Source organism: Coprococcus sp. AF16-5, from assembly GCF_003479365.1.
Classification (GTDB): domain Bacteria; phylum Bacillota; class Clostridia; order Lachnospirales; family Lachnospiraceae; genus Coprococcus; species Coprococcus aceti.
Genome location: NZ_QUGZ01000003.1, coordinates 308,317 through 324,213 on the forward strand (window position 1 = coordinate 308,317; position 15,897 = coordinate 324,213).

General features: G+C 45.5%; 12 protein-coding genes. 1 reads left to right on the forward strand and 11 read right to left on the reverse strand.

The window, feature by feature from the left end:
* Positions 1 to 298: 298 nt before the first annotated feature.
* The 7 genes from DWW70_RS09975 to DWW70_RS10005 form a co-directional block, all read right to left on the reverse strand.
* Positions 299 to 802 (reverse strand): DUF2798 domain-containing protein, encoded by a 504-nt coding sequence (locus DWW70_RS09975; RefSeq protein WP_118649786.1) that lies wholly within the window; start codon positions 800 to 802, stop codon positions 299 to 301.
* Positions 803 to 1,192: 390 nt separating this feature from the next.
* Positions 1,193 to 3,109 carry an ABC transporter ATP-binding protein gene (locus DWW70_RS09980; RefSeq protein ID WP_199669327.1) on the reverse strand — a complete coding sequence of 639 codons (1,917 nt, stop codon included), beginning with the start codon at positions 3,107 to 3,109 and terminating at the stop codon, positions 1,193 to 1,195.
* Between the two features lie 60 nt (positions 3,110 to 3,169).
* Positions 3,170 to 4,921, reverse strand: a complete 1,752-nt coding sequence (locus DWW70_RS09985) for an ABC transporter ATP-binding protein (RefSeq protein WP_118649788.1) — start codon at positions 4,919 to 4,921, stop codon at positions 3,170 to 3,172.
* A gap of 423 nt (positions 4,922 to 5,344) precedes the next feature.
* Entirely contained in the window at positions 5,345 to 5,899 is a 555-nt protein-coding gene (locus DWW70_RS09990; protein WP_199669326.1) for a phosphatase PAP2 family protein, read from the reverse strand.
* Positions 5,899 to 6,240 carry a phenylpyruvate tautomerase MIF-related protein gene (locus DWW70_RS09995; protein ID WP_015533597.1) on the reverse strand — a complete coding sequence of 114 codons (342 nt, stop codon included), beginning with the start codon at positions 6,238 to 6,240 and terminating at the stop codon, positions 5,899 to 5,901. The genes DWW70_RS09990 and DWW70_RS09995 overlap by 1 nt, the downstream gene beginning before the upstream one ends.
* Positions 6,241 to 6,356: 116 nt before the next feature.
* The gene (locus DWW70_RS10000) at positions 6,357 to 8,348 is read right to left on the reverse strand and encodes an NAD(+) synthase (protein ID WP_118649790.1); all 1,992 of its coding nucleotides are present in this window, start codon (positions 8,346 to 8,348) and stop codon (positions 6,357 to 6,359) included.
* Positions 8,349 to 8,657: 309 nt separating this feature from the next.
* On the reverse strand, positions 8,658 to 9,533 hold the full coding sequence (locus tag DWW70_RS10005) for a phosphoribosylaminoimidazolesuccinocarboxamide synthase (protein WP_015533595.1): 876 nt from the start codon (positions 9,531 to 9,533) through the stop codon (positions 8,658 to 8,660).
* 434 nt (positions 9,534 to 9,967) lie between these two features.
* Between DWW70_RS10005 and nrdD the strand changes: the two genes are divergently transcribed.
* Positions 9,968 to 12,163: an anaerobic ribonucleoside-triphosphate reductase gene (nrdD, locus tag DWW70_RS10010; protein ID WP_022216859.1), complete on the forward strand. Its 2,196-nt coding sequence runs from the start codon at positions 9,968 to 9,970 to the stop codon at positions 12,161 to 12,163.
* A 121-nt stretch (positions 12,164 to 12,284) separates the two neighbouring features.
* On the opposite strand, the gene DWW70_RS10015 is transcribed toward nrdD, so the two are convergent.
* The 4 genes from DWW70_RS10015 to DWW70_RS10030 all read right to left on the reverse strand — a co-directional run bounded on the left by DWW70_RS10015 (position 12,285) and on the right by DWW70_RS10030 (position 15,839).
* Positions 12,285 to 12,500, reverse strand: a complete 216-nt coding sequence (locus DWW70_RS10015; protein WP_117551001.1) for a hypothetical protein — start codon at positions 12,498 to 12,500, stop codon at positions 12,285 to 12,287.
* Positions 12,501 to 12,512: 12 nt separating this feature from the next.
* Entirely contained in the window at positions 12,513 to 12,716 is a 204-nt protein-coding gene (locus tag DWW70_RS10020; protein ID WP_055280430.1) for a hypothetical protein, read from the reverse strand.
* Positions 12,717 to 12,847: 131 nt separating this feature from the next.
* On the reverse strand, positions 12,848 to 14,290 hold the full coding sequence (locus DWW70_RS10025; RefSeq protein WP_118649792.1) for a DUF6034 family protein: 1,443 nt from the start codon (positions 14,288 to 14,290) through the stop codon (positions 12,848 to 12,850).
* A gap of 70 nt (positions 14,291 to 14,360) precedes the next feature.
* Positions 14,361 to 15,839, reverse strand: coding sequence for a DUF6034 family protein (locus DWW70_RS10030; RefSeq protein WP_118649793.1), 1,479 nt, complete (start codon positions 15,837 to 15,839; stop codon positions 14,361 to 14,363).
* Positions 15,840 to 15,897 lie beyond the last annotated feature (58 nt).

Consider the following 15,897-nt stretch of genomic DNA (forward strand, 5'->3'; position numbering starts at 1 on the left):
CCCTCGTTTCTTCATATGTCTGCCTCATATGCTTTTCCTGATCATATTCAAATATATTCATACGCAAAATCTCCGCCTTATTCTTCTTCAAAAAATCAGCCAGAATATTATTCCTGCTCTTATGAAAAATGTGATATAAAAGCATGAGAAATTCGCAAATTATAGATACGTTGGAATGGTCCGTTTCTTACGTTCGGACTCATAGAAACCTTCGACTTGAAACCTATGCTTTGAACGGATTGTAACACCTCGCCCAGCCTTTGTCTATACTTTAGGCAAAACTCTCCAAAACGGAGAATTATGACTCTGGCTGAGGTTCTTTGGATGGCTCTACACAGCCAGAATCCGCAAGCTGTCTCTTAAATATAGTTCTGAATATCAATCTCACAAGCGGTCCGCAATAGCAGAGCTGCCAGAGCAGTGCAACAGGGAGATTCATTCCCCATGTCTGGATAAATGTACCAACACTTGGTGAATCCTTGAACAAAACAGTTGCTATAAGGCTCATGATTGGACACATCATTATGCAGATGTAGAATGATATCATGAAGGTTATCACCTGTGGTCTGTCAGTCGGTCTCACGATCTTGAACGCAAGCATTGGTGCAAGCTTTCCAACCACGAAAAGCTCAAGCACAATAGCTATCGGCCACATGATCGGCATCTCATGAAGTGCCATGACAAATGTCTGATTGGTGAAACCTCCTGTGCTTAATGCTACATTGTAGCAGATCATTCCATAGACCATGAACATGGCCATGATTGTTGTGAATACGAATTCCTGTAATTTGTTTTGTGGCATAATAATTTCCTCCTTACGAAAATAATATTGAGCATGCGCATTCAAAGGCGCTTCGCGCAGGCGCATGCGTGCTTCTCAACATGTCGTCAAGCGTAGCTTGATGACCTGCGCGCACATCAGTGCGCTTCCTCTGCAAGGATTCCTCCCGCTTACGCGGGCCCCTCCTTACGAAAATAATTGAGCATGCGCATTCAAAAGCGCTTCGCGCAGGCGCATGCGTGCTTCGCAAGGAATCTCCCGCCTTGACGGCGGGTCCCCCTTACGAAAATAAAAAGCCCAACGAAACTTTCATCTCGTTGAGCTTAACTGCGACTACCATTAATTGCCCCTATGGTAGCACAAATATTTTTAAATTGCAAGTAATTTTCTGTTTTTTATAAACAATTCGGCTTACGCCTGCCCAGCTACGGCCTTCTTGCCAGTGTACAGCTGATAATATCTGCCCTTCATATCTATGAGCTGGTCGTGGGTGCCTCTCTCTATGATGCGTCCCTGCTCCATGACCATGATACAGTCCGCATCCTTGACCGTGGAAAGTCTGTGGGCTATGACAAATGACGTTCTTCCTTCCATGAGGGCATCCATTCCCTTGGACACCATAGCCTCGGTTCTTGTATCTATGGATGAAGTAGCCTCGTCCAGGATCAGTGCCGGGGGATCCGCAACCGCTGCCCTTGCGATAGCCAGAAGCTGTCTCTGTCCCTGACTGAGATTTGAGCCATCCCCAGTGAGCACTGTGTTGTAGCCGTCAGGAAGACGCTTTATGAAATCGTGGGCATTTGCCAGCTTTGCAGCCTTGATGCACTCCTCATCCGTGGCATCCAGTTTGCCGTATCTTATGTTGTCCATGACTGTTCCTGTGAACAGATGTGTATCCTGAAGAACTATACCAAGGCTTCGCCTGAGATCCGGCTTTTTGATCTTGCCTATGTTAATATTGTCGTACCTTATCTTGCCGTCCTGTATATCGTAAAACCTGTTTATCAGATTGGTTATAGTCGTCTTGCCCGCGCCTGTACTTCCGACAAATGCAATCTTCTGTCCGGGCTTTGCATACATATTTATATCGTGCAGAACTATCTTGTCCGGATTGTAACCGAAATCAACATTCTCAAATTCAACCTCACCTGTGAGTTCCCTGTATGTCACTTCACCTGTCTCATGCCTATGTCTCCATGCCCAGAGCCCGGTTCTCTCCTCGGTCTCCGTGAGATTGCCATCTGCATCCTTCTTTGCATTTACCAGCTCAACATAGCCCTCGTCCTCCTCAGGCTTCTCGTCTGTCATGGTAAATACCCTGTCAGCTCCGGCAGCCGCCATGACTATGGCGTTGATCTGCTGACTTATCTGTGTAACCGGCATCGTGAAACTCTTGTTAAGCGTCAGGAATGCCACAAGCGTTCCTATGGTAAGACCTGACCAGCCATTTACTGCAAGTACACCTCCAAGTACAGCGCAGAGAACATAGCTTATGTTTCCAAGGTTCGCATTCACCGGCATGGTAATGTTGGCTATCATATTTGCCTTGTAGGCGCTGTCCTGAAGAGATCTGTTCAACTTGCAGAAATCGTCATATGCCTTTTCTTCGTGGCAGAACACCTTGACAACCTTCTGACCGCTCATCATTTCCTCTATATAACCATTTACCTTACCAAGATCCTGCTGCTGCTTCATAAAATATCTTCCCGACTTCGCGCCCAAGCTTGATGTCGCCTTTATCATGATAAATACCATGACGACCGACAGAACCGTGAGCGGTATATCAAGAACTATCATAGCAATGAGTGTTGAGATAAATGTGATGCTTGAGTTGATAAGCTGTGGCATACTCTGGCTTATGACCTGGCGGAGTGTGTCAACATCATTGGTGTACACCGACATGATATCTCCATGTGCATGCGTATCAAAGAAAGATATCGGAAGAGATTCCATTCGCTCAAAGAGCTGAACTCTGAGCCGCTTCATGGTTCCCTGGGTCACATTTACCATGATCCTGTTGTACGCGTATGCGCAGATGATTCCCAGCACAAGTATAAGTCCAAGCCCCAGCATCCTGTGGGCGAGAGGTCCATAATCAGGTGAGCTCTGTTTCATCATCGGTTCAATATATACATCGATAAGTTTCTGCATGAACATCGATATACTCAGTATTGCAAGTGCCGATATAAGTATGCTGACCACAACTGTAACGCATGCCAGCTTGTATTCCTTAAGAATATATCTGATCAGCCTTCCAAGTGCCTTCATGGGATTTTTGCCCTGATTCTTTCCAGGTCTCTTCAGCCCTGCATCCACTTTATCATCCATCTTATTTTCACTGTATTTCTCTGTATTTCCTGTCATTACACTGCCTCCTTTCCTTCATAATTAATTCATCTTCTCATCAAAATCTCCGCCGCCAGACATCTGGACATCATAGATCTCCTTATATATCGTGTTGTTCTTCAGCAGATTCTCATGTGTGTCAAATCCACTCACCATTCCGTTATCCAGAACTATGATCCTGTCGGCATCCTGCACACTTGATATTCTCTGTGAGATTATGATCTTGGTGGTGTTCGGTATCTTGGTTGCAAATGCCTGCCTGATCTTCGCATCAGTTGCAGTGTCAACTGCGCTTGTGGAATCATCGAGAATGAGTACCTTCGGACTCTTGAGCAGCGCTCTGGCAATGCAGAGTCTCTGCTTCTGACCGCCGGACACATTGCTTCCGCCCTGCTCGATCCAGGTGTTGTATCCATCCGGCATCCTGTCTATGAACTCATCCGCGCAGGCAAGCCCGCACACCTCACGGCACTCATCCTCCGTGGCGTCCGCCTTGCCCCATCTCAGGTTGTCAAGTATAGTGCCTGAGAACAACACATTCTTCTGCAGCACGACCGCAACCTCGTTTCTGATGGTCTCCATGTCGTAATCACGCACGTCGTGGCCTCCGACACAGACCGAACCGCTGTCCGGCTTCACATCATACAGTCTGCTTATCAGATTGACAAATGTCGACTTACCACATCCGGTTCCACCTATCACGCCGACCGTCTCTCCAGACTTTATGTGAATGTCGATATCCTTCAGCGTGTCCTCTGCACTGCCAGCCTTATACACGAAATCCACATGGTTGAAATCTATTCTTCCATCAGGCACCTCCATGATAGGCTCATCAGGATTGGTCATGGTCGGGGTCTCCTCAAGGACCTCAGATATACGTCTCATGCTCGCCATGCTCATGGAGATCATGACAAATACCATGGACAACATCATCAGCGACATCATCATGCTCATGACATAGCTGAAAAGTGACGTGAGATTACCAGTCGTCATACTTCCGCCGACTATGAAATGTGCTCCGATCCATGAGAGGAGCATCATGCATGTGAAGATAACAAACATCATGATAGGATTGTTGAAAGCCAGCAGGCTCTCAGCCTTTATGGACAATTCCGCAAGGACCTCTGCTGCCTTTCCAAACTTCTTATCCTCGTATTCTTCCCTGACAAATGCCTTTACGACTCTTATCGCTGATACATTTTCCTGAACGCTGGCATTCAGGTTATCGTAGTTTTTGAACACCTCGTCAAATATAGGTGTTACCTTGAATATGATGAAGAACAATCCAAATGCAAGAACCACAAGTGCTGCCACAAATACAAGTGACAGCTCCACGTTGATTGTAAAGCACATTATCATACTGCAAATGAGCATGAGTGGCGCACGGACTGCGATTCGTATGAGCATCTGGTACGCGTTCTGTACATTTGTAACATCCGTCGTCATACGTGTTATAAGACTGGCGGTGCTGAACTTGTCGATATTTGTAAATGAAAATTCCTGTACGTTCCTGTACATGCCCTCCCTCAGATTGCATGCAAATCCCGTCGATGCGCTGGCAGCAAATTTGCCCGCCATCACTCCAAAGAAAAGGCTCAGGAAAGCCAACACAAGCATGAGTCCGCCATACATATACACCTTGCTCATGTCCTGTCCGTTGATTCCCTCATCGATTATCTTGGCGGTCACAAATGGAATGAGGATCTCCATGAAGACCTCTGCCGCCGTAAATACAGGTGTGAGTATTGAGTCCTTCTTGTACTCGCCCACCTGACCAAGCAATGTTTTGATCATTCTATTTCCTCCTTGTTTCAGTTTGAAATGCTGACAGAATCCTCAGATGCACAAAATCAGGAATTTGATTTATGATATGCGATATCTGATCGTCAGCTATGTGTGATTTGACGCAAGTTGCATAAATATTAATACTTCTATTTTTTAATGTCAATAGTATACAGAGGCGTTTTATTTGTGAAATTTCTGTGTATTTAAAGTATTTAATGTCATATTAAAAATGAGGCATATGAACATCTTTTTAGTCCATATGCCTCATTTTATAGAGATCTAATATGTAATTTCCGCTCTTTTTCAAGATATTCCTGAATCTCCAAAGTCAGTGTCTTCAAAACTGTCTACCACTCATGATTGTATTTCTCCAAACCAACGACTCGCCAAATCATGTTGCTCATGGAAATCTTTATCCTCACAATCTGGTTTTCACTGATTTTCTATATCTGTACCTGCCGCCCTGGCTGCAAGCTTCTTATCAATCGCTCTAAGTATAAATCCTGCTGCCACTCCGGATGCCACTCCTACCACTATACCACCCAGAATATCCGTCGGAAAATGTACATACAGATACATCCTTGAAAAAGCAATAAACACAGCCACAACACATGCTATACTGCCCAAAAGCTTCTCTTTCCTCATGAACAACGCCGTGACAGCTGCAAATGATGCCGCCGTGTGCCCCGATGGGAAGGAATAATCCTTTGGTTTCTTCACTATCAGATCTGTAAAATTCGCCACATCATATGGTCTTGTCCTGGCGACAAGATTCTTTAACAGGCAGTTGGTTATGAGAAGATCAAGGATAAGTGCAATGGCCATGCACAGCCCTGCCTTCCTCGTCTTTGGAATGATCAGCAGCACAGCCGCCAGCACTATCCACAGTATTCCCGCATTTCCAAGGGATGTGATCGCCACCATGATCTTGTCAAGCCATGGGGTATGTATATTCTGGAGAGCGTCAAGTACTTCTATCTCCCACATCAGAAATTACCGCCGTTCCAGCCCCAGTCATGTACGCCGTGGTAAGTCACGTACACCGCATTTCCCGGGATTCCAAGTACATCTGCAAATATATCGCAGATCTTTCCTGTCATGGCATCACATGCCTTAGGAGTCACATCACCGAATACGCTGACTTCCACATATGCACCCTTATCAAGTTTCTTTCCGCCCATGAACAGGTCGTATCCATCGTTGATGCCGACCATAAGGTAGCTCTCCGTCTTGTTCATCGTTGTTATCGCCTGACCGAGACTGCTCTTGAGAGTCTCCTTCTGGTCATCGCTCATCTTCACTGTAACCTTTGAATCTATAAATGGCATTTCTTTGTCCTCCTAAATTATATTATTCATATAAAATATATACACGACTTTTGTAGACATTTGTCTTTGTATGCTATTATGATTCTGCCACGTTAATAACTATCCCAGGCAAATGTCTACAAAAAATCCTCAAATTCTATCTCAGACGGCAGTCTCAGATCTCCTCTCGGGCTGACCGACACGGTTCCAACCTTCACACCGTCCGGCATACAGTTCCTCTTGAACTGCTGGCGGAAGAATCTCGTGTAGAATACCTTCTGCCATTTATCGATCTCGCTGTCTGAGAAATTGTACTCGTCACTCTGTCTTACAGCCTCCTTGCACAGCTCATTTACCTCCTCAGGGGACATTCCATATCGCAGTGTATAATATAAGAAGAAATCGTGCAGGATGTATGATCCCACGGTGTCCTCCGTCTTCTGCGCGATGGTTCCGTCCGGGTTCGGTGGCAACAGCTCCGGGCTGACCGGTGTGTCTATAATATCGTCTATGATCGGCGCGATGCCCGCAAATCCGTCAACCTCCATGAAGTGTCCGACTTCGTTCACAAGTGAGCGCACCAGCGTCTTTGGTATACTTGTATTCACCGCATACATGCTCATATGGTCGCCGTTGTAGGTGCACCAGCCAAGTGCCAGCTCCGAGAGATCTCCGGTTCCAACCACGAATCCGCCCTCCTTGTTGGCGACATCCATGAGTATCTGTGTTCTCTCCCTCGCCTGACAGTTCTCATAAGTGACGTCATGCACGCTCTCGTCCTGTCCAATATCGGCAAAATGCTGTCTCACCGATGCAGCTATGCTTATCTCTCTGCTGTCACAGCCGAGCAGTCTCATGAGTTCCGTGGAGTTGTTCTTCGTCCTGTTTGTCGTTCCAAATCCCGGCATGGTGATTCCCACGACAGTTGTGGATGGAAGTCCCGCATTCTTCACCGCCTGTGCCGAAACTAGCAGAGCCAGTGTAGAATCAAGTCCACCTGACACTCCCACGACCACACATTTGCAGTGGGTCGCCTCTATCCTTCTCTGAAGTCCGGCAACCTGCATCTTGAATATCGCCATGCACCTCTCAAGCTTATTTCCCGATGGGACAAATGGTGTCATCTTCACCTTCATGAGCACATTTCCTTTGTCCATGAGCGGAGTATCGCACACCACCGTCTCATACTTTCTGAATGCGAAATCACGCTTACAGTCGGCAAATGACTTGTTGGCTATCCTGTCGTGTCTTATCTTGGTAAGACTTATATCCCTGATCAATACTCCGTCCTCAAATGGCTTTACCTCGCCGAGGAGTTTGCCGTTCTCGTACATCAGATTGTGTCCTGAAAATACCAGATCCGATGTGGACTCATACATTCCAGCGGACACATACACATATCCGCACAGGCAGTCCGATGACACACTTCCTATCAGCTTGTGCCTGTATGCAGCCTTTCCTATGACCTCATTTGACGCGGAAAGATTGAGTATCACCTCTGCTCCCGCCATGGCGAGAAGTCTTCCCGGCGAAACCGGAGTCCAGGCGTCCTCGCATATCTCTATGCCAAGCTTGACCCTCTGTTCTCCGCTGCCCATCTCTATCATCACATTGTTGCCAAACAGCACTTCACTGCCAACAGCCCTGTCCCCGGCTTTCTTTGAACCGGCATTGTATTCAAGCTCATCTCCATCATCTTCCGGGTCCATGAGATTGACCATCACCGCATCATACTTTCTGGCTGAGAACCATCTCTTCTCGTAGAACTCACCGTAGTTTGGAAGGTAAGTCTTCGGCACGATGGCCACGACTCTTCCACCCTGCAGGAACGCCGCACAGTTGAACAGCTCTCCGTCCACCTCAAATGGCAGACCGACCACCAGTGCCGACTGACCAGTACATGTAGCCATGGCAAGCTGAAGAAGTCCTCTTCTCGCACCATCTATGAGCTTTCTGTTCTCAAACAGATCCGCACAGGTATATCCCGTGATAGACAACTCTGGCGTCACTATGACATCCGCAGCATCCTTATACTCTTCATATATATCCATTATCTCTCTGACATTTCCGCTGACACTTCCGATATGAACCTTCGGCGTAACGGCTGCCACACGCAGCATATTCTTCATTGTTACCTCCTTGTAAAATCTCATTTGATTTTGCCTTTTCATAACATTTACACTTTACCACCCGGAGACATTTATTTCAACGAAGTTCACAACCTGATGAGTCTCTATTTTCGGTCATTTCCCAGTTCAGGGCTTGTCCGCCGGGTGTCAGATAACTTTGTGTTTTTATCTTTTGGCGAAAATGCTTTAAAAAAAGGCTCCCGGACATATCATTGCGCCGGGAGTCTTTTTTCTGCCATGCAGACATCCAGTGACATACGGTTTATCCGCCATCACTCAACACTGCATCTATATATTATAATGTACTGATTACTTTCCAAGTGGCTTGCCTGTGAGCTTCTCATAGCCCTCAAGGTAGATGTCGATGGTCTTCTGTGCGACATCATCAGGAAGCTTCCAGCCCTTGTCAGGATTAGCCTTCAGCCAGTCACGTGCGAACTGCTTGTCAAATGATGGCTGGCCATGACCTGGCTCATATACATCTGCTGGCCAGAATCTTGAGCTGTCCGGTGTGAGCATCTCATCGCCGAGAACGATGTTGCCATTCTCATCGAGACCAAACTCAAATTTTGTATCTGCAATGATGATTCCTCTTGTAAGTGCGTACTCTGCACACTTCTTGTAAAGTGTGATGGTGTACTCCTTGAGCTTTGAAGCGTACTCCTCGCCCTTGCCAGGGAAGTACTTCTCAAGGTGAGCAATGCTCTGCTCATATGATATATTCTCATCGTGATCGCCAATCTCGGCCTTTGTTGATGGTGTGTAGATAGGCTCAGGAAGCTTATCAGACTCCTTTAATCCCTCTGGGAGCTTGATTCCACATACTGTGCCATTCTCCTTGTAGCTTGCCCAACCGCTTCCTGTGATGTATCCACGAACGATACACTCGATTGGAAGCATCTCAAGCTTTCTGCACATCATGCTGTTGCCATCGAACTTCTCCTGCTGGAAGAACTCAGGCATATCTTTTACATCAACTGAGATCATGTGGTTAGGAAGAATGTCCTGTGTCATGTCAAACCAGAACTTTGACATCTGTGTCAGAACTGTTCCCTTCTTGGAAATTACATTGTCGAGGATGACATCGAAGCAGCTTATACGGTCTGTAGCTACCATGATCAGGCTGTCTCCATTGTCATAAATCTCACGTACCTTACCTTCTTTGATTGGCTTTAATTCCTGCATTTTTTTATCTCCTTGATATTTGTATTAATACCTGTTAGAAATTGTATTCATATAAGTGTGTATCACTTTTTATGGTTGCTTGTCAAGGCTTTGACAGCCCTCAAAAATTTTTTCTCAAAATTTGTCAAGGTTTATGCGCCTCACGGGATTTTTATTGTGTAAAAGCACATTTTTCATCTTTACAATATCATTTGTGATGACTATAATAACAGAGCACAATATCTAGTGGGTGCTTCACATTATTTCCACCAAATATATTGTGTTCACAATAATTATTGCATATTTTTCCTTTATAAATAATTCCATGCGGCACAGGCAGCCGCATCTACTATATTACGTCGAACCAGACCTGATTGGCCTGATTTCAGTTAACTTGAATGATTGGAATATTACGATTAAATTTACCATTGAATTGGAAGAGGGAGGCTATTGCTGTGTCAGAGGAAGCTAAAACACACGTACACGTAATCAAAAGGAATGGAGAAGAGGTGACATTTGACCTGTCAAAGATCGAGAATGCCATCAAAGCTGCCAACAATGAGGTTGACAAACTCCACCAGCTCAACGAATATCAGGTTCACGCCATCGCGGACAACCTGGAGAAACAGATAGAATCAATGTCCCACGCAGTTCACGTGGAGGACATTCAGGATATGGTCGAGACCGGTATCATGGAGATGAGAGGATATGAGGTTGCACAGAAATATGTGCGTTACCGTTACAAGAGAGAGCTCGCACGTAAGTCCAACACCACGGACAACGGAATCCTTGCGCTCATAGACCATATGAACGAGGAAGTCAATCAGGAAAACTCCAACAAGAATCCGGTGATCAACTCGACACAGCGTGACTACATGGCCGGTGAGGTATCAAAAGATCTGACCAAGAGAATGCTTCTGCCTGAGGATATAGTTGAGGCACATGAGGCCGGAATCATACATTTCCATGATTCTGACTACTACGCTCAGAAGGAGCACAACTGTGACCTCATCAACCTTGAGGATATGCTGCAGAACGGAACAGTGATCAGTGAGACCATGATCGAGAAGCCGCACAGCTTCTTCACGGCATGCAACGTCACCACGCAGATCGTGGCACAGGTTGCCAGCAACCAGTACGGCGGGCAGACATTTACCTTGTCTCATCTGGCACCATTTGTGGATGTTAGCAGGAAGAAGCTCCGTGCACAGGTCATCGAGGAGCGCAAGGACTGTGGCGAATCCCTTGATGATGCCATTATCGACAAGATAACAGAGAAGAGACTTCTGAACGAGGTCAAAAGTGGAATACAGACTATACAGTACCAGCTCATCACCCTGATGACATGTAACGGACAGGCACCATTTGTCACCATGTTCATGTACCTGGATGAGGTTCCTGAGGGACAGACAAGGGATGACCTGGCACTCATCATAGAGGAGGTCCTGAATCAGAGGATCAAAGGAGTTAAGAACGAGAAGGGAATCTGGATCACTCCGGCATTTCCTAAGCTCATATATGTTCTGGACGAGGACAACATCACCACAGATTCCAAATACTGGTATCTGACTGAGCTTGCCGCCAAATGCACCGCAAAACGTATGGTTCCTGACTACATCTCCGCCAAAGTCATGAGAGAGATGAAGGACGGCGACGTATATCCATGCATGGGCTGCAGATCATTTCCTACAAAGGAGGACGGCATCAGGAATCCTGATGGATCCCGCAAATATTACGGACGTTTTAACCAGGGTGTCGTGACCATCAATCTTGTTGATGTGGCATGTTCATCATACGGCGACATGGACAAGTTCTGGAAGATCCTGGACGAGCGTCTTGAGCTTTGTCACAAGGCACTCAGATGCAGACATGAAAGACTGCTCGGAACCATATCAGATGTCGCTCCTATACTGTGGCAGCACGGTGCGCTGGCAAGACTTAAGAAAGGCGAGAAGATTGACAAGCTGCTCTTCGGCGGCTACTCAACTATTTCCCTTGGCTATGCCGGTCTCTGCGAAATGTGTGTCCGTATGATCGGCAAAACACATACATCCGAGGAAGGCAAGAAATTTGCGCTCGCTGTAATGCAGAAGCTCAACGACAAATGTGCTGAGTGGAAGGCCGCTGAGAATATCAGCTATTCCGTATACGGAACACCTATGGAGTCCACTACTTATAAATTTGCCAAGAATCTGCAGAAGCGTTTCGGCATCATCCCGGGCGTAACAGACAAGAATTACATAACCAACAGCTATCACGTACATGTAACCGAGCACATAGACGCCTTCAGCAAGCTGAAGTTTGAGTCAGAATTCCAGAAGCTGTCACCGGGCGGCGCCATCAGCTATGTTGAGGTTCCAAACCTCCAGAATAACATAGACGCAGTCCTTGAAGTCATGAAGTTCATATACGACAACATTCTCTATGCAGAGCTCAACACCAAGAGCGACTACTGTGAGAAATGTGGCTATGACGGCGAGATTAAGATCGTGACAGACGATTATGGCAAGTTGGTGTGGGAGTGCCCTAACTGCGGCAACCGCGACCAGAACACTCTCTTCGTTGCAAGACGTACCTGCGGTTATATCGGAACCCAGTTCTGGAATCAGGGACGTACACAGGAGATCAAGGACAGAGTCCTTCACCTGTAGAATTAGTCAGCTTAAAACTGATACTTTCAAATAAAAATACAGACAGCACAATTGTGAATGAAGTGACCTCAAAAAACAATTGACTGTCTGTATTTTTATTACTTTCTTATAACTACAATATCTAGCATACCCTCATGTAAGCGGCATCATCTGCAAAATCCGGCTGATCCGAAACAAACTTTATAACATCTGCGGATTTTACGCCTGGATTTCTTTTGATATAAGCAGTGAGCATTTCTAATCTTTCTGCATTCTTCTGAGCATAATGCTCCATAGCCGAGACAAACTCAAAATAAGAATCATCTATATTGTTGAGCAGTTTTCTTAATTCTTCCATAACTACGCCCCCTTACATTTCTATTCTCATATATATATTATAGTTATCATATCCATGATTCTCAAAATAATACCAATATGGTTTATTATCTATTCCATACGAAATATGTACTGCGTATGTTTTTCCTTCGTATTTACTATAATTCGTATTTATTTCTCTGCAGATTTTTGCATATTCTGCCCTATCCAAGATAAATGTATTATAAACAAATCTCACAACTTCTCCTATCATTCATAATATCATCTGCACATAAATTACACAAGCTAACACCAAAACATATTATATACCCTAATTTGTGATAATTAATGCAAATGTAATTTTTGATAGATTTAGATGTAATAATCCATTTAATACGTCTCCCACAACTTCATATTCTTGGCATTATCCACTATGTCAATGCAGCTTCCGTCAATTGCATTTATACATATAATCTGGGATATCTCCCCTACCGTGTCCTGTCCCCGGAGCTCCTCGCTCTGTGTAAATATCCATGCAGGAATGTAGCAGAGCTTTCCATCGTCATCTGCTGTCGCCATGTATCTGAGTGCCACGTTGTTGAACTGAACCTTGCCATATCTGGTCTGGTATTTCTCATAATATGTTGCAATGCCCTCATTTGCCTTTGCGATCATGTCGTTCCAGCTCATGAGTTCCACATCCTCCGCCTGCAGGGATGAAGGATCTGTGTAAAGCTGGGCAAACATATCTACAACTCCATCATCATCAATATTTAATGTTACACTGTCACCAGGCTCAAACATATAGCCATTCTGTGTCTGGAGATTGTCAACGTTATATAATTCGCCCTCTCTCTCCTTTGCTCCGTATATAGACCTGCTGAGCGTTACCGAGTATCCACTCACCTTGGTCTGCTTTACCTCGCCATTGTCATCCGACCATATTCTGGCAAGCGGCTCTGTCTTTGTACTCTCCATACCGTCTATCCCCATCTTTGAGAGGAAATTCATCGCTTGGGATATGGCATCGTTCTCCGTGAGTTTGCTCTCATTTGTGACATTGGTCAGATCTATGTCTGTGGCATTGCTGATGCCCGTCACATAGGTGTATGTTGCGCCGCTCACACCATCCAAAAGCTTGTTCTCCTCACTCTCGGATTTGTAAAATGATATATACACACCTGCGTCTGTATTGTCATCCTCACCGCCATACTGTGATATACTCACCGTATATTCCTTGTCTCCATATTTGCCTGTATACGATGAATACGGGTCATCATAATTCTCCAGCAAAGGAAGTGAATCCGGTGCATCTGCCATCTGCTTCTTGTATGTCTCTATCTGGGTATCATACCAGGCATCCGACGAATCATCCCCCTGACCCTGAGCCTCCTTCTTGAACTTCTCTGTACTCTCTATCATACTCTTCAGCTCATCCTTGGTCTGCACTCCATCCTTGCGGATATATATGCCCTGGGACTTGTCCAGGAGTCCCTCGACAATGCTCTGTATCTGTGCAGCATCAAGCTTCATAGTGCTGTAATATACCCTCTTCATGGAATCCGTATCAGGAATATCTATCGAACCGGAACAGCTTATCTCTGACAAGCCCGAATTGCCCACATCAAATGTCTCATCACACTTCTCCGGGATTCCCAGACTCTTTGCAAGGCTGCCACCCGCATCGTTACTGCCATCATCACTGTATCCACTTGCCGAACCCGACTCTCCATCCAATGTATAATCAACCTTTTTATTTCCACATCCTGTCATCTGCATCGCCATCACTCCTGCCAGCACACATGCCGCTATTCTTGTCGCTCTCTTTCCCATGATTATCTTCCTCCTTGTCATTTCGCAAATATTCATATATTAGACATTTCACCTGACCATATCAGCACATTTATTTTGATATGGTTTTTGTTCCTGCCCCAGTCTCCGGGTCTGTTCCGTACCATGTCTCAAGACATTTTGCAGTCTCAATTATATCTACACAGCTTCCATCCACTGCGTTTATGTACACAAGCTGCACTATATTATCGTATGTGCCATGCTCCTCTGAGATGTCATTATTTTCAGACTGGGTCAGTACCCATGCCGGTATGTACACAAGATTTTCTCCATCCTGTATACAGGGAACATACATAAATTTCACATTGTTAAACCGCACCTCTGAATAGTCTGTAGGATATTTTTCATAATATTCCGCTATGTTATCGTCAGCCTTATTCACCATATCTTCCCAGCTTAGGAGATCCACCTTTTCCCTGACAAATGAATCCGTATCCGTACTTAAGATTGCTCTCACATTAAACACTCCGCTGTCATCCACACATACGGATATCCTGTCACCTTCGTACATGACGTAACCATTTTTATTCTTCAGGTTATCCACTCCTGTCGGGTCTATATAGGCAGTATCCACTCCGCCGATCTGTATTCCAAATTCGAACATGTACCCATTCTTTTCAGCTTTTATAATTTCAAATCCGCTGTCCAGCCACGACCTCACCACAGCCTGACTTCCGCATTTTGCCATTCCGGATATTCCCATCCTATCCAGAAATGCCTGAGCTTCATGCTCTGCTGTATTTTCATCTATCCCACATTTATTTTCCTGGTCTTCAATATCGCCGCCAAAATAGTTTTGCCCGGCGGTCTCCGTCATCACTGCATCTTCCACATCTGCAAGATATTTCTGCTCCTGATCACCCGCCGGCTCATATACTATGCTTACCCTGCCAGATGCATCTGCTGTGTCATCCCCGGATATCCACAGGCTGTACTGTTCACCGTCATGCTGGCCTATGTATATCTTATTTGTCGTATATTCTCTGACCGGCGTATACGAATCGGGGGCTTCCTTCATCCGCCTCTTCGTCTCTGCTATGTCACTCTCATATATCTCCGCAACATCCTGCTGCCCTTCTTCCAGAGCCTGCTGCCTGTACACCTCTATGAGGTCTATCTCCTTCTGTATCTCCTCCTTCGTCATATTCTCGTCGCCGTCATCACGGCAATATATTCCCTGGTTTTTGTCAAATACACTCTCCACCATGTCCTGTATCCTCGACGTATCCATCCTCATCCTGTCAAAGCTTACAGTATACGCCCTGTCCACATTTGCAACCTGTATGTCATCATCCAAAAGACTTATCTCCGAAAGCTTTGAATGACCGGTATCAAATGTTAGATCACAGCTATCAGGAACGCCAAGCCTTATACCGAGTAGTCCTCCGCCATGATCCTCCTCAATGGAATCACCATATATGTATTCTGTCCTGTCCTCATCACCGCTCGACCTGTTCTCACAGCCACATATGCCACATACGGCAAGTACAGACATGACCAGCGCAGTTTTCCGCCACGAATTTCCTGACATTTTCTGCCTCCCTTCACATTAAACTTCAGAAATGTCTCTGCTCATAATGTATTGTAAA